Raw genomic sequence first — 23,342 nt, forward strand, 5'->3', positions numbered from 1 at the left:
GGGATTCGAACCCCCGAGGGCTTTCACCCAACACGCTTTCCAAGCGTGCGCCATAGGCCACTAGGCGAATCCTCCTGGGACTCCTCACGCACCCGCCAGAGCCCGGTTGCCCTTGCTGCGTTTCCGCCCTGGGGGAGTTGGCCTGGATGGCGCCACGTGAGGAGCCTGAGACAGTCTACCCGAGCGAGCGCCGACCGCGAACCGCGTCGGGCGCGGCCGTGCCGGCTCGGCCCGCGGCATCCGCTCGCCCGACCTGACTCGCCCGTGATTCCCAGTTCGACGTCTCGGCCGCCCAATAGGCTGGCTCGCGTGGCGCACAGCATCTACATCTGTTCCGCCGAGGGCAACACCGGCAAGTCGACGGTCGCGCTCGGCGCGGTCGACACGCTGAGCCGCCGGGCGACGAGGGTCGGCGTGTTCCGGCCGATCGCCCGGTCCACGCAGGAGCGCGACTACGTGCTCGAGCTGCTCCTCGCGCACGACGGCGTGATCGGGCTCGGCTACGACGAGGCCATCGGCGTCACCTACGAGGACGTCCACGCCGACCCCGAGGCGGCGCTCGCGACGATCGTCCGCCGCTTCAAGGCCGTCGAGTCCCGCTGCGACGTCGTGGTCGTGATCGGCTCCGACTACACCGATGTGGGCAGCCCCACCGAGCTGGCCTACAACGCGCGCATCGCCGCGAACCTCGGCGCCCCGGTCCTCCTCGCGGTCGGCGGCCGGGTGCCGCAGGGCCGAGGGGCGAGCGAGCGGCTGGGCTACACCGATTCGCGCACTCCCGAGGAGCTCGCGCAGCTCACCGAGCTCGCCCTCGAGGAGCTCGAGCGGGAGCACGCGACCGTCCTGGGCATCGTCGCGAACCGCGCCGACCCCGACCGGCTCGACGACGTGGTGGCTGCGCTGCGCGCGGCCGTGGGGCGGGCAGCGGATGCCGCGGCATCCGCCGGTCGTGCCTCGGTCGATGCGGCGTCCGTCGCCGTGTGGGCGGTGCCCGAGGACCCGTTCCTCGTCGCGCCGTCGATGCGCAGCATCATGCACGCGCTCCGCGGCGAGCTGTACGCGGGCGACCCGGAGCTGCTCGAGCGCGAGGCGCTCGGCGCCGTGATCGCGGCCATGTCGATGGAGAACGTGCTGACGCGGCTCATCGAGGGCTCGGTCGTGGTGGTGCCGGGCGATCGGAGCGAGGTGCTGCTCGGGGTGCTGACGGCCCACGCGTCGGCGACGTTCCCGTCGATCTCGGGCATCGTGCTGAACGGCGGGTTCCCGATCTCCGAGACGGTGCAGCGGCTGATCGAGGGCCTGAAGTCCGACCTGCCGATCATCCGCACCGAGCTCACGACGTACGACACCGCCCTCGCGATCACCCACACGCGCGGCCGGCTCGCCGCCGAGTCGCAGCGCAAGCGCGACACCGCGCTGGCCCTGTTCGAGAAGCACGTCGACGGGCACGAGCTGCTCGACCGGCTCGACGTGGCCCGCACCGACGTCGTCACGCCGCTCATGTTCGAGTACGGCCTCCTCGCGCGGGCGCGCGACGTCCGCAAGCACATCGTGCTTCCCGAGGGGTACGACGACCGCGTGCTGCGCGCCGCGGCGACGCTGCTCGCGCGCGACGTCGCCGACCTCACGATCCTCGGCGAGGAGATCGAGATCCGCTCGCGCGCGATCGGCCTGGGCCTCGACATCTCGAAGGCGACCGTGCTGTCGAACCACGACCACGTGCTCGTGTACCGGTTCGCCGACGAGTACCAGCGCCGGCGCGCGCACAAGGGCGTCACGCTCGAGCAGGCGCGCGACACCGTGCAGGACGTGTCCTACTTCGGCACGATGATGGTCGAGCTCGGGCTCGCCGACGGCATGGTCTCCGGTGCGATGCACACGACGGCGCACACGATCCGGCCGGCGTTCGAGCTCATCAAGACCCGGCCCGGCGTCGAGGTCGTCTCGAGCGTGTTCCTCATGGCGCTCGCCGACCGGGTGCTGGTGTACGGCGACTGCGCGATCGTGCCCGATCCGACGGCCGAGCAGCTCGCCGACATCGCGATCTCGTCGGCGCAGACGGCGGCGCAATTCGGCATCGAACCGCGCGTCGCGATGCTGTCGTACTCGACGGGCGAGTCGGGGTCGGGGGCGGATGTCGACAAGGTGCGGCTCGCGACCGAGCTCGTCCGGGAGCGGGCTCCCGAGCTGCCGGTCGCGGGTCCGATCCAGTACGACGCCGCGGCCGATGCGGCGGTGGCGCGCACGAAGATGCCCGAATCGGATGTCGCGGGGCGGGCGACGGTCTTCGTGTTCCCCGACCTCAACACGGGCAACAACACGTACAAGGCGGTGCAGCGCTCGGCCGGGGCGGTGGCGATCGGTCCGGTGCTGCAGGGACTGCGGAAGCCCGTGAACGACCTGTCGCGGGGCGCGCTCGTGCAGGACATCGTGAACACGGTGGCGATCACGGCGATCCAGGCGGCCGCGACATGAGCGCCCCCGGTCGTCGAGTGGCCCGCGGAGCGCGCGTACCGAGGCCCGGGAGCCCTGCATGAGCATCGTCCTCGTCGTCAACTCCGGTTCGTCGTCGCTGAAGTACCAGCTGGTCGACGTCGAGTCGGCCGAGGCGCTCGCGACGGGCCTCGTCGAGCGCATCGGGCGGCCGCCGGGCAGCGCCAGGCACACGGATGCCTCGGGCGCGACGTTCCGCGAGGAACTCGACGTGCCCGACCACGACGCCGCCTTCGCGTGGATGCTGCGGGCGTTCGCCGAGCACGGCCCGTCGCTGGAGGAACGTCCGCCCCTGGCCGTCGGCCACCGGGTGGTGCAGGGCGGCGCGCGGTTCTTCGAGCCGACGGTGATCACCGAGCTCGTGAAGATCAACATCGACGAGCTATCGGTGCTCGCGCCGCTGCACAACCCGGCGAATCTCGCGGGCATCGTCGCGGCCGAGCGTGCGTTCCCGTCGGTGCCGCATGTCGCGGTGTTCGACACGGCCTTCCACCAGACCATGCCGCCCGCGGCGTACACGTACGCGATCGACGCCGAGGTCGCGGCGCGGCACCGGGTGCGCCGGTACGGGTTCCACGGCACGTCGCACCGGTACGTCTCGCGCGAGGCCGCGGCCTTCCTCGGGCGCCCGGTCGAGGAGCTGAAGCTCATCGTCCTGCACCTCGGCAACGGGGCGTCGGCGTGCGCGGTCGACGGCGGTCGCTCGGTCGAGACGAGCATGGGCATGACCCCGCTCGAGGGGCTCGTGATGGGCACCCGCTCGGGCGACCTCGACCCGGCGGTGCTCCTCCACCTGCAGCGACGTGCCGGCCTCGACGTCGCCGGCGTCGACGACCTGCTCAACAAGCGCAGCGGCATCCTGGGGCTGGGCGGCCACGGCGACATGCGCGACCTCGTCGCGGCGGCCGAGTCGGGCGATGCGCGCGCCGAGCTCGCGCTCGAGGTGTACTGCCACCGCATCCGCTCGTACGTGGGGGCGTACGCCGCGCAACTCGGGCGGCTCGACGCGGTCGTCTTCACGGCCGGGGTGGGCGAGAACGCCGCGCCGGTGCGGGCGCGGGCGCTCGCCGGGCTCGAGTGGTTCGGCATCGAGGTCGACCCGGAGCGGAACACGGGCCGCGGGGGAGCGCGTCGCATCTCGCCGGACGGCGCCCGGGTCGAGGTGCTCGTGGTGCCCACCGACGAGGAGCTCGAGATCGCTCGCCAGACCGTCGAGGTCGTCGGCCGCTGACCCGCCGCGCAGCGGGCGGACGATTTCACAACAACACTTGTACAAGAATTCTTGTAGATGTAGCCTCGCGGCATGGACGCCCGCCGCCCGGACTCGAACCGCATCCAGCTGCACGACGCAGGGCCGATGCGCGCGCTCGCGCACCCCGTCCGCCTGCGCCTGCTCGGCCTGCTCCGCATCGACGGCCCGGCCACCGTCGGCATGCTCGCGGAGCGCACGGGCGAGGCCGCGGGCTCCATCAGCTACCACGTGTCCACGCTCGCCAGGCACGGGTTCGTCGAGCAGGCGCCCGAGCTCGCGCGCGACCGGCGCGAGCGGTGGTGGCGGTCGGCCCACGAGGTGACGAGCTGGCAGTCGGCGGAGTTCGTCGACGATCCCGACCGCCGCGCGGCATCCGACGCCCTGCGCCGCACCGTGCTCGAGGCCTACCATCGCGAACTGCTCGGCGCGCTCGACGCCGAGGCCGGGCTCGAACCCGAGTGGGTCGCCGCCTCCGACTCGAGCGACGGCGCTGCGCACCTCACGCTCGAGGAGTTCCAGGAGCTCGGGGCCGAGCTCGCCGCGGTGCGCGAGCGCTGGTGGGCGCGCGGTCGCGAGCCGCGCGAGGGCGCGCGTCCGGTGCGCTGGATCACCCACGTCTTCCCGAGGGCCGACGCGTGACCTCCCGAGCGGATGCCGCGCGGCCGGCCGCGGCGCCTCGTCGCCGCATCCCGCTGCTCGCGCTCTACGCGGCGCAGCTCTGCTCGCTCGCCGGCAACGCGATCGCCCTCGTCGCCGTCCCGATCATCGTGCTGCAGCAGACCGGCTCCCCGCTCGCGGCGGGTGTCGCGGGCATCTTCGCGACCGTGCCGCTCGTGGTCGGCGGCGCGCTCGGCGGCGTGCTCGTCGACCGGTTCGGCTACCGCGCCTCCAGCATCGCCGCCGACCTCGCGAGCGGGGTGACGGTGCTCGCGATCCCGTTGCTGGATGCCGCGGGGCTGCTCTCGTTCGGCGCGCTGCTCGCGCTCGTGTTCCTCGGCGGGCTGCTCGACGCCCCGGGCGACACCGCGAAGACGGTCCTCATGCCCGATCTCGCCGCCCTGGCCCGGATCCCGCTCGCCCGTGCGGCCGGCGCCCAGTCGGCGGTGCAGCGCACGGCGACCATGGTCGGGGCCGGCGTGGCCGGGGCGCTCGTCGCGCTCGCGGGACCGATGACCGCGCTGGTGGCGGATGCCGCCGGCTTCGCCGTCTCCGCCCTCCTGGTCGCGCTCCTCGTGCCGCGGCCGGCGGCGCTCCGCGGCGACCGAGCCCTCGAGTCGGACGAGGCGGCCGAGACCGCGGGCTCGAGCGTGCAGGCGTTCATCGCCGGCATCCGCTTCGTCTGGCGCACCCCGCTCGCGCGCGGGGTCGTGCTGCTCGTCACGCTGACCAACGCTATCGACGCGGCCGGGATGACCGTGCTGAAGCCCGTCTACGCGTCGCAGGTGCTCGGCGACCCGGCGGTGCTCGGGTTCATGGTCGGCTGCTTCGCGGCGGGCGCCCTCACCGGCTCGGCGCTGTTCGGGATCATCGGCCACCGCGCGTCGGGACGGACGATGTTCGCGATCTGCTTCGTGCTCGCCGGCGCGCCGCCCTACGCGGCGATGGCGCTCGGGGCACCCGTCGAGGTGCTGTTCCCGGTGCTCGCGGCGTCAGGGCTCGCGGCCGGCGCCATCAACCCGATGATCGCGACGGCGCTGTACTCGGTCGTGCCCGACGGCATGCGCGCACGGGTCTTCGGCGCGCTCACGGCGGGCGTGGCGGCGTCGATGCCGGTGGGCGCGCTCCTCGCGGGCGTCTCGGTGGAGGCGTTCGGACCGGGGGTCGTGCTCGCGGGCGCGGCCGTGCTCTACGCGGTGCTCGGGGCGAGCCCACTGCTGCTGCGATCGTTCGACGGGCTGTCGAGTGCCGGGCGCGCGGCATCCGTCGTCGATCGTGACGACGAGGCGGAGGCCGTCGCGGCAGCGGGTGCCCCGCGGTCGGCAGCCGAGGCGGTGCGCTGACCGGTCGCCTCGCCGGCTGCGGCGCGGTTCAGCGGACCTTGCGCGCGCAGTCGATGCAGAGCGTCGCCGTGGGCCGCGCCTCGAGCCGGGCGACCGAGATCTTCTGGCCGCACTTCTCGCAGACGCCGTAGGTGCCGTCGTCGATGCGCGCGAGCGCCCGCTTTACGTCGACGAGCTCGTGCTCGACGTCGTGCAGCACGGCGGTGCGCTGCGACCACTCCTGGCTCATGGTGGGGCCGTCGGGGTCGTGCTCGTCGTCGACGGAGCCGTCGGATCTCGCCTCGCGCACCGCCGTGATGCCCTCGCTCTGCTCGGCGAGCCGCTCCTCGGCCTCCCGGCGTTCGGCGAGCAGCAGCTCCCGGAAGCGCTCGAGTTGCTCCGCGCTGCGGATCCCCGTCACGTGACCACCTCCGTCGTCGTGCATCGGCCGAGCGGATGTCGGAGCCCGCGCCGATGCGGTCCACCGATCCTATGCCCGCCCGCCGTCACGGGCGCCGATCCACGCCGGACCCGCTGTCGGACGGCGCGACTAGCATTGACGCGTGGTCACCGCCCTCTACCGCCGATACCGGCCCGAGACCTTCGCCGAGATGATCGGCCAGTCGCAGGTCACCGAGCCGCTCATGACGGCACTGCGCACCGACCGCGTGAACCACGCCTACCTGTTCAGCGGTCCGCGCGGCTGCGGCAAGACGACCTCGGCCCGCATCCTCGCGCGCTGCCTGAACTGCGCCGAGGGGCCGACCGACACGCCCTGCGGCACGTGCCCGAGCTGCGTCGAGCTCTCACGTGCGGGCGGCGGTTCGCTCGACGTCGTCGAGATCGACGCGGCGAGCCACAACGGCGTCGACGACGCGCGCGACCTGCGCGAGCGCGCCGTGTTCGCTCCCGCTCGCGACCGCTACAAGATCTTCATCCTCGACGAGGCGCACATGGTGACCCCGCAGGGCTTCAACGCCCTGCTCAAGCTCGTCGAAGAGCCGCCCGAGCACGTCAAGTTCATCTTCGCGACGACCGAGCCCGACAAGGTGCTCGGCACCATCCGCTCGCGCACCCACCACTACCCGTTCCGACTGGTGCCGCCCGCGCCGATGCTCGACTACGTGCAGCAGCTCTGCGACGACGAGGGCGTCACGGTCGAGCCCGGCGTGCTCTCGCTCGTCGTGCGGGCCGGCGGCGGCTCGCCGCGAGACACGCTCTCGCTGCTCGACCAGCTCATCGCGGGGTCCGAGGGGTCGACGGTCGGGTACGAGCGCGCGGTCGCGCTGCTCGGGTACACGCACGGCGCCCTGCTCGACGAGGTCGTCGACGCGATCGGCTCGGCCGACGCGGCAGGCGCGTTCGCGGCGGCCGACCGGGTCATGCAGACGGGCCAGGACCCGCGGCGATTCGTCGAAGACCTGCTCGAGCGCCTGCGCGACCTCATCGTGGTCGCGGCGACGAGCCCCGAGGCCGCGGCCGCGGTGCTCCGCGGCGTGCCGGCCGACGAGCTCACGCGCATGGCCGCGCAGGCGGCCGCGTTCGGTCCGGCCGAGCTCTCGCGGGTCGCCGACCTGGTCAACCAGACCCTCACCGAGATGACGGGCGCCACCTCGCCGCGCCTGCACCTCGAGCTCATGCTCGCGCGCGTGCTCGTGCCCGCGAGCGACGAGACCGAGCGGGGGGCGCTCGCGCGGGTCGAGCGGCTCGAGCGCCGGGTCGGCGTGACGGATGCCGCGGGCGACGCCGCGCCGCCGATGCGCGCCTCGGTCGCGCCGTCGGCTCCGGCGCCCACCGCTGCGCCGGCCGAGCCGACGACCGCACCGACCGCGCGCGCGAGTGCTCCGCAGGCGAGCTCGCCCCGAGCCGATACGTCCGCGCCCGCGGCATCCGCACCGGTGGAGGCGTCGGCGCCGGGCGCGCCGCCGACCCCGGTGCCGCCGGCCGAACCCGCGGCGCCCGTCGAGCCTGCTGCGCGTGCGGTCCCGGTCGGGCCGGTGACGCTCGAGCAGGTGCGCGACGCGTGGCCCGAGATCCTCGGGGTGCTCGAACGCACCAAGCGCACGGCCTGGATGGCCGCGCTGACGGCGAAGGTCATCGACTACCGCTCCGACGACGCCGTGCTCGTGCTCGGCTTCCCGAGCCAGAACGACGTGAACGAGCTCCGCGGCGCCACCGGCCTGCAGAGCCCGGCCGAGCTCCTCCGCGGCGCCATCGCCGAGGTGCTCGGCGTGCAGGTCAAGTTCGTGCCGCGCGTGATGGGCGACCGCACCCCGGCGCCGTCGGCACCCGACCGTCCCGAGGGCGGCGCGGCGCCTCGCGGTGGTGCACCCGCGTCCGCGTCGCCGTCGTCGGCACCGGCGACCGAGTCGCGTCCGGCGGGCAGCGACCGGGTGGCTGCGGCCGGCTCCGCGTCCTCCGACCCGACCGGTGGCCCGGCCGCATCCGCTCCTGCTCCTGCTCCTGCGGCTGCGCCGTCCGGACCGGTCGACTCCTGGGCGACCGTGGCGATCCCGACCTCCGATCCAACCGTCGCCGCCCCGGCGGCCGACCCGGCGCCGGCACGCCGGTCGGCTCCCGAGTGGACGACTCCCGCCGCCGAGGGTGCAACGCCCGATCGTCGTTCGGCGACCGCGGTCGCCGAACGGCCCGGCGTCGATGCCGCACCGATCGACGACGTCCCGCCGCCCGATGACGCCGATGCGCCTCCGGCCGACGACGAGCCGCCGTTCGACGCAGCACCGCCCCCGGCCCCCGAGCCGTCCGCGCCGGCGGCTCGACCGACGCGCGCCGCGACCCCGCCGCGTGCGTCCTCGGGCGGCGCTCCCATCCAGCGCTACGGCGAGGCGGTGGTGCGCGACCTGCTCGGCGCGACCTTCCTCGAAGAGGTCGAGGCGCCGCCCGCTCGATTCGGCGAGCGGAGCTAGCGCGTGTACGAGGGCATCGTCCAAGAGCTGATCGACGAGCTCGGCCGGCTGCCGGGCATCGGTCCGAAGTCGGCGCAGCGCATCGCGTTCCACATCGTGCAGACCGAGCAGTTCGACGTGTCCAGGCTCGCCGAGATCCTGCTCGAGGTGCGCGACAAGGTGAAGTTCTGCGAGATCTGCGGCAACGTGGCCGAGCAGTCCACGTGCTCCATCTGCCGCGACCCGCGCCGTGATGCGTCGCTCATCTGCGTGGTCGAGGAGGCGAAGGACGTCGTGGCGATCGAGCGCACGCGCGAGTTCCGCGGCCTCTACCACGTGCTCGGCGGCGCGATCAGCCCGATCGACGGCATCGGGCCCGACGAGCTCCGCATCCGCCAGCTGATGCAGCGCCTCGCCGACGGCACCGTCACCGAGGTCATCATCGCCACCGACCCGAACCTCGAGGGCGAAGCCACGGCGACGTATCTCAGCCGTCTCCTCACGACCCTCGAGATCCGCGTGACCCGCCTCGCCTCGGGCCTGCCCGTCGGCGGCGACCTCGAGTACGCCGACGAGGTCACCCTGGGTCGTGCGTTCGAGGGTCGCCGAGTCGTCGGCTGACGCCGGCGCCACCCATTGACGACCGGATGCCGCGCCGATAGAACGGACCACATGAGCGCAGGCAGCGACTGGGTCGAAGGCTACGTCCGAGCGTGGGAGACCAACGATCCCGACGACATCGCGGCGATCTTCACGGATGACGCGGTGTACGAGTTCAGTCCCGACGATCCCGATGCCCTGCGGGGTCGCGAGGCGATCATCGCCGGGTGGCTCGACTCCAAGGACGAGCCCGACGACTGGGAGTTCGACTGGGAGGTCCTCACCGAGACCGACGACCTCGTGATCGTCCAGGGCCGCACCGACTACCCGGACTCGAAGCTGTACGACAACCTGTGGGTCATCCGGCTCGCGCCCGACGGCCGGGCGACGCGTTTCACCGAGTGGTACATGGAGCGCGATCGCTGAACCGGCGGCGGCGCGAGCCGCCCCTCACCGCATACGTCAGCGGAGGACCTCGACGAGCACCACCCACGCCATGAGGATCGACGCGATCACGGCGATCACGGCGCCGAAGCCGATCACGGCGAGTCCCACGCCGATCGGCCCCGTGAGCACCAGCACCGCCCCGATGGCGAACGCCGCCACCGCCACCATCCCGATCGCGCCCCGCACGATCCGCTCGCCGACGCTGTCGCGACCGCTGCGACGGATGGCGCGGATCGCCGCCACCTGGAAGGCTCCGGCCCCGGCGGCGGCCGCCAGGACGGCGATCGCGTAGACCGCCGTCGAGCCGCCGGGCATGAGACCGACGGCGGACGCGACGATCGCGAGGGCCAGCCCGGCGATCGACGCCCCGGCGCGGGCGGTGAGCTCGGGCGACGACATGATCGCGCTGATGTTGACGGACATCGCGACGATGAGCAGGCCCGCGAGCGCCGCGGCCGCACCGACCATCGCGACGTTGAAGTCGGTCCAGCCCTCGAGCGCCTCCGCCATGGCCGCACTCTACTCCCGCCGACGCGCGCGGTCCGGGGCCGGTCGTCACATGGCGGGGCGAGAATGCGCCCCGCCGTATGATGGACGTTCCGGCGCCGGGTGATCATCTCCCCGGCCCAGACACCCCCGGGAGCGCCCACGTGAGCTTGATCGTGCAGAAATACGGCGGATCGTCCGTCGCCGATGCGGAGAGCATCAAGCGGGTCGCGAAGCGCATCGTCGAGACCCGCAAGGCGGGCAACGATGTCGTGGTCGCGGTCTCCGCGATGGGCGACACGACCGACGAGCTGCTCGACCTGGCCAACGAGGTCACGCCGCTCCCGGCACCCCGCGAGCTCGACATGCTGCTGTCGGCGGGCGAGCGCATCTCGATGGCGCTGCTCGCGATGGCGATCAAGAGCATGGGCCACGAGGCGCGCTCGTTCACGGGCAGCCAGGCGGGCATGATCACGGATGCCACGCACGGCGCCGCCCGCATCGTCGACGTCACCCCGGTCCGCCTCCGCGAGGCGCTCGACGAGGGCGCGGTCGTCATCGTCGCCGGGTTCCAGGGCTTCAACCGCGACACGCGCGACATCACCACCCTCGGCCGTGGCGGCAGCGACACGACCGCGGTGGCGCTGGCGGCGGCGCTCGACGCCGACGTGTGCGAGATCTACACCGACGTCGACGGCGTGTTCACGTCCGACCCGCGCGTGGTGAAGAAGGCGCGCAAGCTCGACCGCATCACGAGCGAGGAGATGCTCGAGCTCGCGTCATCCGGTGCCAAGGTGCTGCACATCAGGGCCGTCGAGTACGCGCGCCGTCACGGGGTGACCCTGCACGTGCGCTCGTCGTTCAACAACAGCGAGGGGACCGTCGTCTACGACCCCGAGCGCCTTCCCGAAGGAGAAACTGTGGAAGAGTCCGTCATCGCCGGTGTGGCGGTCGACCTGGGCCAGGTCAAGATCACGGTCGTCGGCGTGCCCGACGTGCCGGGGGCCGCGGCGAAGATCTTCAAGATCGTCGCGAACACGAACGCGAACGTCGACATGATCGTGCAGAACGTCTCGGCCGCGGCGACGGGTCGCACCGACATCTCGTTCACCGTGCCGAAGTCCGACGGCGAGCGATCGCTGAAGGCGCTGTCCGAGGCGCAGGAGTCGCTCGGCTTCGAGTCGCTGCAGTACGACGACCAGATCGGCAAGCTGTCGCTGGTCGGCGCCGCGATGCGCTCGGCGGCGGGCATCTCGGCGAAGCTGTTCGAGGCGCTGTACGACGCGGGCATCAACATCGAGATGATCTCGACGTCCGAGATCCGCATCTCGGTGGTCACGCGCGCCGACTCGGTGAACGCGGCCGCGCGTGCGGTGCACACCGCGTTCGAGCTCGACGGCGACGCCGACGCGGTCGTCTACGCGGGCACGGGCCGCTAGTCGCGAACGGATGCCGGGACGCGGCGTCCCGCGCGGCGTCCATCGAACGACTGCCGGATTTGAGGAGAAGGCTGCCAGATCAGGACCGAGCGCCCCGCTCTCGGCCGACGCTCGGTCGAACTCCTGAATACTGGATGCCACGAGAGGGAGCACCATGCCACACGGAGTGAACATCGGCGTCGTCGGCGCCACCGGACAGGTCGGCGCGGTCGTGCGCCGGCTCCTCGAGGACCGCGACTTCCCCGTCGCGTCGATCCGCTACTTCGCCTCGGCGCGCTCGGCGGGCACGACGCTGCCGTTCCGCGGCGAGGACATCGTCGTCGAGGATGCCTCGACGGCCGACCCCACGGGCCTCGACATCGCGATCTTCTCGGCGGGCGCGACCCTGTCGAAGGCGCAGGCGCCGCGGTTCGCCGCAGCGGGCGTCACCGTCATCGACAACTCGAGCGGATGGCGGATGGACCCCGACGTGCCGCTCGTGGTCAGCGAGGTGAACCCGCACGCGATCGCCGAGGCGCGCAAGGGCATCATCGCCAACCCCAACTGCACGACGATGGCCGCGATGCCGGTGCTGAAGGTGCTGCACGACGAGGCGGGCCTCGAGCGACTGATGGTCGCGACCTACCAGGCCGTGTCCGGCGCCGGGCTCGCGGGCGGCGAGGAGCTGCTCGAGCAGGCCAAGGCGGCCGTCGAGCAGGATGCGATCGAGCTCGTGCACGACGGCTCGGCCGTGACGATGCCCGAGCCGAAGAAGTTCCCCCGCCCCATCGCGTTCGACGTGATCCCGCTCGCCGGCTCGATCGTCGATGACGGCGACCTCGAGACCGACGAGGAGAAGAAGCTCCGCAACGAGAGCCGCAAGATCCTCGAGCTGCCGGGCCTCCGCGTCGCGGGCACCTGCGTGCGCGTGCCGGTCTTCACGGGGCACTCGCTGTCGATCCACGCCGAGTTCGCCAACGACATCACGCCCGAGCGCGCGACCGAGCTGCTCGCCGAGGCGCCCGGGGTCCAGCTCAGCGACATCCCGACGCCCCTGCAGGCCGCCGGCACCGACCCGAGCTACGTCGGGCGGATCCGCCGCGACCAGTCGGCGCCCGAGGGTCGCGGACTCGTGCTCTTCGTGTCGAACGACAACCTGCGGAAGGGTGCGGCGCTGAACGCCGTGCAGATCGCCGAACTCGTCGCCGCGGAGCTGCCGGCGAAGGTCTGACGACCCGCGAACTCACGCCCCGGGCGAGGCCGACGGATGCCGCGCCCGGGGCGTTCGCGTGCCGTGACCGAATCGTGATCGAAACGCCCCGTCGGACGCGGTTCAGGGCATATCTCTCCGCTTCGCGCGAGCCCTAGGCTGAGCAAGACCATGACGTGGTGATCGGCGGCCTTCCCACCCGCCGTTCGACCCTGCCCGCGCCCGGTCGCCTCCGTATCCGAACACCCACTTCCCTCCAGGAGCCCCCTCCCATGAAGTCACCCCGTGCGTTCGCTGCTGCCCTCGTGCTCGCTGCCGGCGCCGTCGCATTCACCGCCGCCCCGGCGTACGCCACCCCGGACGGCACCAACGTCTGCCCCGAGTTCGACACCGGCCACCTCTCCGCGAACGGTGAGGCGGAGTGGACCGCGGTCGCCCCCGAGGGGCAGCTGATCGCCCAGATCTGCGTGAAGGCCGGTTCGGCCAAGCAGGGTCTCGGTCCCGAGCTGATCACGCTCGACCCGTACGCCGAGTCGGTCACCTTCCGCCACAGCTCCGGCAAGGACATCAGCCACTACTCGGTCGCGTACGTCGAGGCCACCGAGACCATGCCGCCGGCGACGCCGGGCGACGGCGACCCGGTGGGCGGCGGCGACCCGGTGGGTGGCGGCGACGGTGATGGCGACCCCGTGGGTGGCGGCGACGGCGACGGCGAGCCGGTCGTCGGCGAGCCGATCGACGGCGAGACCGACCCGGTCGGCGGCGGTGACGGCGAGGGCGACCCGGTCGGCGGTGGCGAGGCCACCGAGACGAAGGCGGAGCTGGCGGCGACCGGCTTCGAGAACGGCTGGCTCCTCTTCGCCGGCTTCGGCGCGATCGCCCTGGGCGGCGGTCTCGCGGCCACGCGCATCGTCGCGGCCAAGCGTCGCTGACCCGGCGTCTCGCAACGGCCCGTCCCGCTCCGCGGGGCGGGCCGTTGCCAATTCGTGACCGGAAAGCGGCGGTATACCTCCCTTTCGGGGGGCTGTCCTCATTTGTGAGGACACATAGGCTGAGCGCAACCGTCCAATGGTGATCGGCGGAATCCCCAGCCGCCGGTCTCACCCTGCCCACTGGCCGACAAATCCGAGTACCCGTCACCCGCCAGGAGCCCCTCATGAAGTCAACCCGTCTGTTCGCTGCTGCCCTGCTGCTCGCCGGCGGGGCGGTCGCATTCTCGACTGCCCCGGCGTACGCCGAGGAGCCCACGAACGAGAAGGTCTGCGAGAACTTCGACACCGGCCACCTCTCCGCCAACGACCAGGAGGAGTTCACGGCGTACGCGCCCGAGGGCTACCTCATCGCGGAGATCTGCGTGAAGGCCGGGTCCGCCAACCAGGGCGACGGCCCGCACTACATCGTGGTGGACCCGCCCGCCGAGTCGTACACGTTCTCGCACCCGTCGGGCAAGGAGATCAGCCACTACTCCGTCCGCTACGTCAAGGACACCCACACGACCCCGCCGTCGACGCCGGTCCACACCGACCCGGCCGGTGGCGGTGACGGTGGCGGCAAGCACTCCGAGGCGCCGAAGGGCGGCGGCGAGCAGCTCGCCGAGACCGGCTTCGACAACGGCTGGCTGCTCTTCGCCGGCCTCGGCGCGATGGCGCTCGGTGGCGCGATCGCCGCGCCGCGCATCGCGGCGGCGAAGCGTCGCTGATCCGTCCGCATCACGGCCGACCGGCCCGTCCCGCATCGCGCGGGGCGGGCCGGTCGGCCGTTCTGCGGCATCCGCTCGTCACGGACGACCACCTGGTCGAAGCACACATCCGCGCCCACTTACACTGGAACCCGTGACTTCCGAGGAGACCGTCGACGTCGTGCTGATCGGCGGGGGCATCATGAGCGCTACGCTCGGCTCCCTGCTCTCGAGGCTGCAGCCCGATTGGAGCATCCGCGTCTACGAGCGGCTGGGTCGCGTGGCGCAGGAGTCGTCGAACCCCTGGAACAACGCGGGCACCGGCCACGCGGCGCTGTGCGAGCTGAACTACATGCCCGAGGCGCCCGACGGCAGCGTGAGCGCCGCGAAGGCCGTGCAGATCAACGAGCAGTTCCAGGTGAGCCGGCAGTACTGGGCCCACCTCGTCGAAGACGGCTCGCTGCCCGAGCCTCGCAGCTTCATCAACTCCACCCCGCACATGACGTTCGTGCGCGGCAAGGCCAACATCGAGTACCTCAAGAAGCGCGTCGAGGCGCTCGAGGGCCAGCCGCTGTTCGCCGGTATGGAGTACACCGAGGACCTCGACACGATCGCCGAGTGGGCGCCGCTGCTCGCCAAGAAGCGCAACCCGAAGGCGAAGGTCGCGGCGACCCGCATCGAGTCCGGAACGGACGTCGACTACGGCGCCCTCACCGTGCAGCTCATGCGCGACCTCGAGTCGCGCGGCGCGTCGATCCGCACCGACCACCAGGTGACGTGGCTGAAGCGCCAGGAGGACGGCACGTGGCGGATCCGCGTCCGCAACCTCGTGGGCGGCAACGTGCACACCGTGCGCGCCCGTTTCGTGTTCGTCGGCGCGGGGGGCGGGGCGCTCGCCCTCCTGCAGCACTCGGGCATCCCCGAGATCCGCGGCTACGGCGGCTTCCCGATCTCGGGCCAGTTCCTCCGCACCACCAACCCGAAGCTCGTGGCGCAGCACCAGGCGAAGGTCTACGGCAAGGCCGCCGTGGGCGCACCGCCGATGTCGGTGCCGCACCTCGACACCCGGGTGGTCGACGGTGAGACGTCGCTGCTGTTCGGGCCGTACGCGGGCTTCACGCCGAAGTTCCTCAAGACGAGCACGTGGTTCGACCTGCCGTTCTCCATCCGCACCCACAACCTCGGGCCGATGCTGCAGGTGGGCCTGCGCAACTTCGACCTCGTGAAGTACCTCATCTCCGAGCTGCTCGCCTCGCGCGAGAAGAAGATGGCGGCGCTGCGCGAGTTCATGCCCACGGCCAAGACCGAGGACTGGGAGCTCATCACGGCCGGCCAGCGCGTTCAGGTCATGAAGAAGGACCCGGAGAAGGGCGGCATCCTGCAGTTCGGCACCGAGGTGATCTCGGGCGCCGACGGCACGATCGCCGGTCTGCTGGGTGCGTCGCCGGGGGCCTCGGTGTCGGTGCCGATCATGCTCGAGGTCATGGGCAAGTGCTTCCCCGACCGCATGGGCGACTGGGAGCCGAAGCTGCGCGAGATGATCCCGTCGCTCGGCACGAACCTCTCCGACGACCCGGAGGCGGCAGCGGAGTCGCTCGCGCGCACCGCGGCCGTGCTGCAGCTCACCCCGAGCACGGCGCTCGTCGCCAAGTAGCGCTCCGCGCCCCGCTGGTCGAGTGGGACGCGAAGCGCCCGTATCGAGACCCCCCAAACCAAACCTCGACCAACCCGCGCGGGTCTGCTACAGTCGACCCCGCTATGAAGTGAGCACATCCCATCGTCCCGCGCCCGAGGCGCCGTTGACACCGGGGTGTGCTCCTTCCACTGATCGCGACAGTGTTCGCGCGCACCCAGGCGACGGCAGATGCCCGGCGGGATCCATCACCCGCTCCCGGGCCGTCGTCGCCGTCCACGCGTGACGTCGGGCCGTGTCCGACGCGTCGTCCGCGCCCGCTGAAGCGCGCGTTCGCACGCCGACGGCCCGGGAGCCTCCTCGCGAAGGGGCTCCGCCTCATGTCAGTCACCCATTCCCACTCATCCCACCTCCGCGTCGACGGCCTGTCGGTCGCGTTCGGCGACCGCCGGGTGCTGTCCGACCTCGATCTCACCGTCGCCCCGGACCGTCGCCTGGGGCTCATCGGCGAGAACGGCGCGGGCAAGTCCACCCTGCTGCGTGTCATCGCGGGCGACGTCCTCCCGGGCGCCGTCGTCGACGGGCGCATCGCCCGGCCGTCGCGCACGGGCCTGCTCTTCCAGGAGCTGCCGTTCGACCCGGCGGATCGCGTCGACGAGGTGCTCGAGGCATCCGTCGCCGACGTGCGGGCGATCGAGGTCGAACTCGACGCCGCGGCCTCGGCGCTGTCGGCGCCCGAGTCCAAGTCGACGGATGCCGCAGCCGCCCGTGCGGCCGACCGGTACGCCGTCGCCCTCGAGGCGGCCGAGCGCGCCGACGTGTGGTCGGTCGAGCGGCGCCGCGACGAGTTGCTCGACGGACTGGGGCTCGCCGGGCTCGGTCGCGACCGGCGCATCGGCGAGCTGTCCGGCGGTCAGCGCAGCCGGTTCGCGCTCGCGGCGCTGCTGCTGTCGTCGCCGGATGCGCTCCTGCTCGACGAACCCACGAACCACCTCGACGACGATGCCGCCGGGTTCCTCGAGGAGCGCCTCCGTGCGTGGCGCGGACCGGTCGTGTTCGCCAGCCACGACCGGGCGTTCCTCGACCGCGTGGCGACTGGCCTGCTCGACCTGGATCCGGGGCGGGCGGGTGCTGCGGCACTCGCGCGAACCGGGTCGGCCCCGGCGGGCGCCGGGTCGCGTGAGGCGGTGCTCGCGGCATCCGTCGGCACGGTGTTCGGCGGGTCGTTCAGCGAGTACCTGGCGGTGCGCGCGGAGGAACGCGCTCGCTGGGCGCGGCAGCACGACGAGGAGCAGTCCGAGTTGCGGCGGCTGCGGGTCGTGGTCGCCGAGCGCGCCCGCGATGTCGCGCACGGTCGTGCGGCGCGCGACAACGACAAGTTCCTGAAGCACTTCAAGCGCGAGAACGTCGAGCAGGCGGTCTCGCGGCGGGTGCGCAACGCCGAGCTGCGCCTCGCGGAGCTGGAGCGTACGCAGGTGGCCCGGCCGCCGTCGCCGATGGCGTTCGCGGGCATCCCGTCGGGGTCGCACGCGCTCGAGGGCGACGACGGGCAACTGCTGCACGTGGCGGACGTGGCGGTCGACGGGCGCCTCGAGCTCGATGCGCTGCATGTCGGACCGCTCACGCGGCTGCTCATCACGGGCGCGAACGGTGCCGGCAAGTCCACCCTGCTCGCGCTGCTCGCGGGGCGTCTCGCGCCGGATCGCGGCACGGTGCGACGGCGCCGAGGGCTCCGCGTCGGCCTGCTCGAGCAGGACGTGCGGTTCGCCGATCCGGATGCCACGCCGAGGGTGCTGTACGAGCGGGCGCTGGGGGAGCGGCGCGCCGAACGCGTGCCGCTCGCCGACCTGGGCCTCATCGGCTCGCGCGACCTCGATCGGCCCGTGGGCCGGCTCTCGGTCGGGCAGCAGCGGCGGCTCGCGCTCGCGCTGGTGATCGCCGCGCCGCCGCACGTGTTCCTGCTCGACGAGCCGACGAACCACCTGTCGCTGGCCCTGGCCGGCGAGTTGGAGGAGGCGCTCGGCGCGTACCCCGGCGCGGTGCTCGTCGCGAGCCACGACCGGTGGCTTCGTCGCCGCTGGGATGGGGAGGAGCTCGCGCTCCGGCCGCATCCGGCCGGCGCGCTCGCCGCGACGTAGGACACTCCGCGGAATGCAGGACGCGCGCCGCCCTGCGCGTCCTGCATTCCGCTCCTCGTCCTGTTCCAGCCGGCGCCGGTCGGCAGGTGGTGAGCGGATGCGGCGGCTCGGCACGCCTCGACATCCGCTTGCCCTCAATTCGAACGTGTGTTCGAATAGCGGGGTGAGGTGGAACACGCAGGAACTCGGCGTCGAGCAGCAGGGCACGCTGCCGGGCCTCGCTCGCCTGAACAACCTCGTGAGGTCGGTGCAGACGCCGGAGTTCGCCGGGGTCACGTTCCACGAGGTGCTGGCCAAGTCGGCGCTGAACAAGGTGCCCGGCCAGTCCTACGTGCCGTTCGGGTGGACCATCAATCCCTACCGGGGCTGCCAGCACGCGTGCGCCTACTGCTTCGCCCGGCCGACGCACGAGTACCTCGACCTCGACGCGGGCGACGACTTCGATCGCGAGATCATCGTCAAGGTCAACGTCGCCGAGGTGCTGCAGCGCGAGCTCGTGAGGCCGTCGTGGCAGCACGAACCGGTCGCGCTCGGCACCAACACCGACCCCTACCAGCGTGCCGAGGGGCGGTACTCGCTCATGCCGGGCATCATCGACGGGCTCGCGTCGAGCGGCACGCCGTTCAGCATCCTCACCAAGGGCACGCTGCTGCGGCGCGACCTGCCGCTGCTGCAGGCGGCGCGCGAGCACGTACCGGTCGACCTGGCGATGTCGATCGCCGTGTACGACGACGAGGTGCAGCGGTCGATCGAACCGGGTACCCCGACGACCGCGGCACGGCTCGCGACGGTCACGGCGGCGCGTGAGGCGGGCTTCGACTGCTCGGTGTTCCTGATGCCGATCCTGCCGTACCTGACCGACACGCGAGCCCATCTCGACGAGGCGGTCCGCCGGGCCAAGGCGGCCGGCGCCACGAGGCTCGTCTACTCGGCGCTGCACCTGCGGGGGTCGGTCAAGCCCTGGTTCTTCTCCTGGCTCGCGCGCGAGCACCCGGAACTCGTCGACCGCTATCGCGCCATGTACCCGGGGGCGAGCGCCTATGCGCCGAAGGAGTACCGGGCCTGGCTGGCCGAGCGGATGCGGCCGTTGCTCCGCGCGCACCGGCTCGAGCGCGGCCGTGAAGACGTCGTGACGGGCGGCGTGGCATCCACGGCCCCGAGGCGAACCGCCGCCGCCGCCTCCGGCCTTGCGGCGGCCTCACCCACCATGCTGTTCTGACAACTGGGATAATCCTTCAAGGCAGGACGCGAACACCCGCCGGCGGATGGGAGCACGATGACCCTGGGCCTTCCCGAGCACCTCGCGGGAGCGTCCCTGGGTCGAGCGCTCACCCGCGCCGGCCACAGTGCCGCCGCGGTGTGCCTGCTCGCCGCGATGGCCATCGCCGCGGCGTCCGTCGTCGACGGTCGGGCCTGGGGCCTGCCGGAGCCGCGCGCCTCGGCCATGCTCGTGCTGCTGCTCCTGGCCGCGCAGGCGGCCGCGCAGGCGGCGCTGATGCGGTGGCCCAACGTCACGCTCACGGTCGTCACGCTCATGGTGGGCGGTGGCGTGGCGTTCGTGCTGACCGAGCTCATCATGCAGCCGGGCAGCGACTTCGAGAGCACGAACAACGCCATGCTGGCGCTGCCCCGGGTCGCCCTCGTGCTCCTCGGCGGCGCCGGCTTCGGCTCCCGCATCGCCGTCACGTGGGCCGCGCTCGGCTGGGGCATCGGCGAGGCGGCGACGCTCCTCGCGGTCGCGCTGAACGATGCGGCCGCCGTCGACTGGTCCGGCGCCGGTGTCTGGGTGCCGAACGTGACCGCCGCCGCCGCATTCGTGATCATGACCATCGTGCGCACCTTCGACGGCATCTCCCGTCGGAGCGCCGCGAGGCAGGAGGCGGGTCTCTACCGGGCGACGCAGCAGACCCGCGAACTCGCCATCCGCCACGACTACGAGCTCCGCGCCATCGCTCGCCTGCACGACACCGCGCTCAGCCACCTCATCGCCGTGGCGACCGCCGGGTCGGGGCCGATCGCGGAACGGCTGCGTTCGGACATCCGTCACGACCTCGCGCTCATCGTCGGGCGCGACTGGGCCATCGACCACGCCGACCACGTGGTCGATGACGATGCGTGGCAGCGTGGCGCGCGGCGTGCCGCATCGAGCGCCCGGCCCGACGCCGCGCGCGGTCGCTCTCCGCTCGCTGCGTCGACACTGACCGCGACGGCCGCCGACGCGGCCGGCACGGTCGGCGTCGAAGCCGACGCCGGGCCGGCACCGCTGGCCGATGCCATCGACGTCGCGCGGCACGCCGGTCTCGAGGTGCACCTGTCGGGGGACCCATCGGCGCTGCGCCGGATCGACCCGGGGCGCCGCGAGGCGCTCGAGGCGGCCGTGGCGCAGTGCCTGATCAACGTGGTGCGGCACGCGGGTGTCGACGAGGTCGAGGTCGCGGTGGGGCCGGGGGAGTCCGAGCTGACCGTCGCCGTCGTCGACGGCGGTGCCGGATTCGACGTCGCGGGCGTTCCGCCGGACCGCATCGGCCTGCGGACCTCCATCCGCGGGCGGATCGAGCAGGAGGGGGGCACCGTCCAGGTGTGGTCGCGTCCCGGCGTGGGCACGACCGTGCTGCTCAGCGTTCCGGTGGAGGGGGTCGGCCGATGAGGGGCACGATCCGGATGACGCAGCAGGAGGTCGACCCCCTGGGCGGCATCGCCGCGGTCCCGCTGGTTGGTGCGGGCGCCATCGGCACGACCACGATGGCGATCGCCCTGACGTGGTGGCACCGGGACGAGATCAACTCGCCGGCCGCCGCCATCCTCGCCATCGCGCTGGTGGCCGTGGCGGGGCTGGTCGCGTGGGTGTCGGCACTGCCCGGTCGCGCGCCCTTCACCCTGGAACGACTCGGGCTCGTGGTCTTGCTCGCGTTGGGCGGTGCGGTCGCCGAGTACGTGAGCACGATCGGACGTGACCGGTACCTGTACGACGACTTCGGTCCGCTCTCGGTGGGTCTGCTGCTGCTCGCGCTGGCCCCGTTCTGCTCGTGGGTGGCGCTGCTGGTCGCCGGCACGCTCGGCGCCGTCGTCGTGGCGATCCTCGGCCTCGGCTCGGCCGGTGCGGCGGTCACGGCCGCGCCCGCGCTGTCGTTCGCGCTGCTCAACGCGGTGGCCGTCTTCGCACCGGCTGCGGCTGCGGCGGCCTACTCCGCGTCGGTGGTCTCCGAGACGCTCGCGTGGCAGCGGCGCACCAATGCGGTGGCGCTCGAGAACGAGGCCGCGCTCCGCACGGGCATCGCCCGGTCGGTGCAGCAGGGCCGCGTCTCGGTGCTGAGCCGCGAGGTGCTCCCGTTCCTCGCGCAGGTCATGACCGCCGACCGGATCTCCGTGGCGGATGCCGACCGCGCGCGCGAGCTCGCCGACGCCCTCCGGCGCGCGCTCCGGGCGGGCATCGAGTCCACCTGGCTCGACGAGCTCGCCTCGTCGACGACGGCCATGCGCAGCGTGCCCGTCACGGTCCATGACGAGGCTGCCGCGGCGGCCCTGCTGCGCGACGAGCAGCGCGCGGCCATCACCGCGCTCATCGTGTGGTTGGCCGACGAACGCCGGGCGGTGGCGATCACGATCGCGTTCGCCACGCCGACCGAGCGGGAGTCGCGGATCACGGTGACGGCACGCCCCGGGGCAGGCGCGCTCGGGCGTCGCGACATCGACCGGTTCGTGGCTGTGGCACGCGCCGTCGGGCTGCGCGGCGAGGTGTCCGCCACGGGGGAGAATATCCGTGTGGAGTTCCGACATGACGCCTGATGATGATGTCCGGCGCGAACCGGGCGACGAGCGCGAGACTCGCCCGCTCGTTCGGGTGGGCATCCTCGACGATCATGCCGTCATCGTCGACGGCATCGCGTTCTGGATCGCCGAGAACGCTCCCGATGTCCAGGTCGCCATCCGTGCGACCCGCTGGATCGACCTGATCCGCGACGAGGCGTTCCCCGTCGACATCGTGCTGATGGACCTCCAGCTCCCGGAGTCCGTGTCGATCGAGTCCCGCATCCGCGCATGCCGCGCCGCCGGCTGCGAGGTCGTCGTCGTGACGGCGCTCGACGACGCCGAGTCCCGCGAGCGCTCCCTCGCGGCCGGTGCGGTGGCGTTCGTGCCGAAGACCCTTCCGGTCCGCGAGGTCATCGAGGTGGTGCGGCGGGTGGCGCGCGGTGAGCGCGTGCCGAAGCGGCCGCGGGCTCGCGACGAGCAGGCGGCTGCGGCATCCGCGCCCCCCACCGGCGCCGAGGTCGCCGATGCTGCGCTGAGCGCCGCCGAGCAGCGGGCGGTGACGTTGTACGTGCAGGGCCTGTCGACCAACGAGGTGGCCCGTCGCATGGAGATCGGGTACGAGACCGCGAAGACCTACCTGCGCCGCGCGCGCGACAAGTACGCGAAGGTCGGCCGTCCGGCCGGTCGACGCTCCGAACTCATCCGTCGCGCGGCGGAGGACGGGATCCTCGAATAGATGGCGAAGCTGTACTTCCGGTACGGGGCGATGAACTCCGGCAAGTCGACGGCGCTGCTGCAGGCCGCCTTCAACTACGAGGAGCGCGGGCACCAGGTGCTGCTGGCGAAGCCGGCGGTCGACACGAAGGGCGACCGCGACATCGTGTCGCGACTCGGCGTCGTGCGCGAGGTCGACTTCACGATCGGGCCCGACGACCAGGTGCTCGAGGTGTTCCAGCGGTATCGCACGCCCGTCATCGAGGCGCACGGCCGTGACGTGAGCTGCCTGCTCGTCGACGAGGCGCAGTTCCTCACCGGCGACCAGGTCGACGACCTGCTGCGCATCGCCCTGCTCGACGACATCCCCGTCCTCGCGTACGGCATCCGCACCGACTTCCAGACGGCCGCCTTCCGGGGGAGCCGACGGCTGCTCGAGGTCGCGCACAGCCTCGAGGAACTGAAGACGATCTGCCGGTGCGGCCGCAAGGCGATCTTCAACGGCCGGCGGGTCGACGGGCGGTACATCTTCGACGGCGACCAGGTCGCGATCGACGGCGTCGAGGTGACGTACGAGTCGCTGTGCGGCGTCTGCTACCTGCAGGAGAGCGGCGGGGTGCTGAACGGCCGTCACTGAC

The 23,342-nt window shown here is 72.5% G+C and carries 20 protein-coding genes and 1 other RNA gene; 18 read left to right on the forward strand and 3 right to left on the reverse strand.

Going from position 1 to position 23,342, the window contains the following annotated elements; translation table 11 throughout:
* Positions 1–72: 72 nt before the first annotated feature.
* Positions 73–169: signal recognition particle sRNA small type (gene ffs / locus RH861_RS05670), an RNA gene on the reverse strand.
* A 140-nt stretch (positions 170–309) separates the two neighbouring features.
* Between ffs and pta the strand changes: the two genes are divergently transcribed.
* From pta to RH861_RS05690, 4 genes are all read left to right on the forward strand, one after another.
* A complete protein-coding gene (gene pta / locus RH861_RS05675) occupies positions 310–2,475 on the forward strand; it encodes a phosphate acetyltransferase (protein ID WP_310520159.1) in 2,166 nt (721 codons plus the stop codon).
* Positions 2,476–2,533: 58 nt separating this feature from the next.
* The gene (locus tag RH861_RS05680) at positions 2,534–3,724 is read left to right on the forward strand and encodes an acetate/propionate family kinase (protein WP_310520160.1); all 1,191 of its coding nucleotides are present in this window, start codon (positions 2,534–2,536) and stop codon (positions 3,722–3,724) included.
* A 72-nt stretch (positions 3,725–3,796) separates the two neighbouring features.
* On the forward strand, positions 3,797–4,384 hold the full coding sequence (locus RH861_RS05685; protein WP_310520161.1) for a helix-turn-helix domain-containing protein: 588 nt from the start codon (positions 3,797–3,799) through the stop codon (positions 4,382–4,384).
* On the forward strand, positions 4,381–5,745 hold the full coding sequence (locus tag RH861_RS05690; protein WP_310520162.1) for an MFS transporter: 1,365 nt from the start codon (positions 4,381–4,383) through the stop codon (positions 5,743–5,745). The genes RH861_RS05685 and RH861_RS05690 overlap by 4 nt, the downstream gene beginning before the upstream one ends.
* Before the next feature lie 28 nt (positions 5,746–5,773).
* On the opposite strand, the gene RH861_RS05695 is transcribed toward RH861_RS05690, so the two are convergent.
* Positions 5,774–6,169, reverse strand: coding sequence for a TraR/DksA family transcriptional regulator (locus tag RH861_RS05695; RefSeq protein WP_310520163.1), 396 nt, complete (start codon positions 6,167–6,169; stop codon positions 5,774–5,776).
* 118 nt (positions 6,170–6,287) lie between these two features.
* On the opposite strand from RH861_RS05695, the gene RH861_RS05700 reads away from it, so the two are divergent.
* From RH861_RS05700 to RH861_RS05710, 3 genes are read left to right on the forward strand one after another with little or no spacing between them, the layout of a single operon-like run.
* Entirely contained in the window at positions 6,288–8,651 is a 2,364-nt protein-coding gene (locus tag RH861_RS05700) for a DNA polymerase III subunit gamma and tau (protein WP_310520164.1), read from the forward strand.
* Between the two features lie 3 nt (positions 8,652–8,654).
* On the forward strand, positions 8,655–9,251 hold the full coding sequence (recR, locus tag RH861_RS05705) for a recombination mediator RecR (protein ID WP_067948856.1): 597 nt from the start codon (positions 8,655–8,657) through the stop codon (positions 9,249–9,251).
* Positions 9,252–9,302: 51 nt separating this feature from the next.
* Positions 9,303–9,656, forward strand: a complete 354-nt coding sequence (locus RH861_RS05710; RefSeq protein ID WP_067948854.1) for a nuclear transport factor 2 family protein — start codon at positions 9,303–9,305, stop codon at positions 9,654–9,656.
* A 36-nt stretch (positions 9,657–9,692) separates the two neighbouring features.
* Here RH861_RS05710 and RH861_RS05715 read toward each other — a convergent pair whose 3' ends face one another.
* Complete coding sequence (locus RH861_RS05715) at positions 9,693–10,187, reverse strand: hypothetical protein (protein WP_310520165.1); 495 nt, start codon at positions 10,185–10,187, stop codon at positions 9,693–9,695.
* 140 nt (positions 10,188–10,327) lie between these two features.
* On the opposite strand from RH861_RS05715, the gene RH861_RS05720 reads away from it, so the two are divergent.
* The 11 genes from RH861_RS05720 to RH861_RS05770 all read left to right on the forward strand — a co-directional run bounded on the left by RH861_RS05720 (position 10,328) and on the right by RH861_RS05770 (position 23,341).
* A complete protein-coding gene (locus tag RH861_RS05720; protein WP_310520166.1) occupies positions 10,328–11,602 on the forward strand; it encodes an aspartate kinase in 1,275 nt (424 codons plus the stop codon).
* 154 nt (positions 11,603–11,756) lie between these two features.
* The gene (locus RH861_RS05725) at positions 11,757–12,812 is read left to right on the forward strand and encodes an aspartate-semialdehyde dehydrogenase (protein ID WP_310520167.1); all 1,056 of its coding nucleotides are present in this window, start codon (positions 11,757–11,759) and stop codon (positions 12,810–12,812) included.
* A gap of 251 nt (positions 12,813–13,063) precedes the next feature.
* Positions 13,064–13,723, forward strand: coding sequence for a hypothetical protein (locus RH861_RS05730; protein WP_310520168.1), 660 nt, complete (start codon positions 13,064–13,066; stop codon positions 13,721–13,723).
* Between the two features lie 224 nt (positions 13,724–13,947).
* Positions 13,948–14,490, forward strand: a complete 543-nt coding sequence (locus RH861_RS05735) for an LPXTG cell wall anchor domain-containing protein (protein WP_310520169.1) — start codon at positions 13,948–13,950, stop codon at positions 14,488–14,490.
* 133 nt (positions 14,491–14,623) lie between these two features.
* Positions 14,624–16,123 (forward strand): malate:quinone oxidoreductase, encoded by a 1,500-nt coding sequence (locus tag RH861_RS05740; protein ID WP_310520170.1) that lies wholly within the window; start codon positions 14,624–14,626, stop codon positions 16,121–16,123.
* Between the two features lie 359 nt (positions 16,124–16,482).
* Positions 16,483–18,240 (forward strand): ATP-binding cassette domain-containing protein, encoded by a 1,758-nt coding sequence (locus tag RH861_RS05745; RefSeq protein WP_310520171.1) that lies wholly within the window; start codon positions 16,483–16,485, stop codon positions 18,238–18,240.
* A gap of 163 nt (positions 18,241–18,403) precedes the next feature.
* Positions 18,404–19,459: an Rv2578c family radical SAM protein gene (locus RH861_RS05750; protein WP_310520172.1), complete on the forward strand. Its 1,056-nt coding sequence runs from the start codon at positions 18,404–18,406 to the stop codon at positions 19,457–19,459.
* 57 nt (positions 19,460–19,516) lie between these two features.
* Positions 19,517–20,887 (forward strand): sensor histidine kinase, encoded by a 1,371-nt coding sequence (locus tag RH861_RS05755; protein ID WP_310520173.1) that lies wholly within the window; start codon positions 19,517–19,519, stop codon positions 20,885–20,887.
* The gene (locus RH861_RS05760; RefSeq protein ID WP_310520175.1) at positions 20,884–22,026 is read left to right on the forward strand and encodes a hypothetical protein; all 1,143 of its coding nucleotides are present in this window, start codon (positions 20,884–20,886) and stop codon (positions 22,024–22,026) included. The genes RH861_RS05755 and RH861_RS05760 overlap by 4 nt, the downstream gene beginning before the upstream one ends.
* On the forward strand, positions 22,016–22,726 hold the full coding sequence (locus RH861_RS05765; RefSeq protein ID WP_310520176.1) for a response regulator transcription factor: 711 nt from the start codon (positions 22,016–22,018) through the stop codon (positions 22,724–22,726). Before RH861_RS05760 ends, RH861_RS05765 begins: the two co-directional genes overlap by 11 nt.
* Positions 22,727–23,341 carry a thymidine kinase gene (locus tag RH861_RS05770; RefSeq protein WP_310520177.1) on the forward strand — a complete coding sequence of 205 codons (615 nt, stop codon included), beginning with the start codon at positions 22,727–22,729 and terminating at the stop codon, positions 23,339–23,341.
* The last annotated feature ends 1 nt before the right edge of the window (position 23,342 follow it).

It is taken from the genome of Agromyces indicus (assembly GCF_031432295.1).
GTDB classification, from domain to species: domain Bacteria; phylum Actinomycetota; class Actinomycetes; order Actinomycetales; family Microbacteriaceae; genus Agromyces; species Agromyces indicus.

Bases quoted from the DNA above. Each gene is read 5' to 3' on its own strand.
- RH861_RS05680 (WP_310520160.1), top strand. From the start codon at position 2,534: ATGAGCATCGTCCTCGTCGTCAACTCCGGTTCGTCGTCGCTGAAGTAC.
- RH861_RS05685 (WP_310520161.1), top strand. From the start codon at position 3,797: ATGGACGCCCGCCGCCCGGACTCGAACCGCATCCAGCTGCACGACGCA.
- RH861_RS05695 (WP_310520163.1), bottom strand. From the start codon at position 6,169: ATGCACGACGACGGAGGTGGTCACGTGACGGGGATCCGCAGCGCGGAG.
- RH861_RS05710 (WP_067948854.1), top strand. From the start codon at position 9,303: ATGAGCGCAGGCAGCGACTGGGTCGAAGGCTACGTCCGAGCGTGGGAG.
- RH861_RS05715 (WP_310520165.1), bottom strand. From the start codon at position 10,187: ATGGCGGAGGCGCTCGAGGGCTGGACCGACTTCAACGTCGCGATGGTC.
- RH861_RS05725 (WP_310520167.1), top strand. From the start codon at position 11,757: ATGCCACACGGAGTGAACATCGGCGTCGTCGGCGCCACCGGACAGGTC.
- RH861_RS05730 (WP_310520168.1), top strand. From the start codon at position 13,064: ATGAAGTCACCCCGTGCGTTCGCTGCTGCCCTCGTGCTCGCTGCCGGC.
- RH861_RS05735 (WP_310520169.1), top strand. From the start codon at position 13,948: ATGAAGTCAACCCGTCTGTTCGCTGCTGCCCTGCTGCTCGCCGGCGGG.
- RH861_RS05745 (WP_310520171.1), top strand. From the start codon at position 16,483: ATGTCAGTCACCCATTCCCACTCATCCCACCTCCGCGTCGACGGCCTG.
- RH861_RS05755 (WP_310520173.1), top strand. From the start codon at position 19,517: ATGACCCTGGGCCTTCCCGAGCACCTCGCGGGAGCGTCCCTGGGTCGA.
- RH861_RS05760 (WP_310520175.1), top strand. From the start codon at position 20,884: ATGAGGGGCACGATCCGGATGACGCAGCAGGAGGTCGACCCCCTGGGC.
- RH861_RS05765 (WP_310520176.1), top strand. From the start codon at position 22,016: ATGACGCCTGATGATGATGTCCGGCGCGAACCGGGCGACGAGCGCGAG.
- RH861_RS05770 (WP_310520177.1), top strand. From the start codon at position 22,727: ATGGCGAAGCTGTACTTCCGGTACGGGGCGATGAACTCCGGCAAGTCG.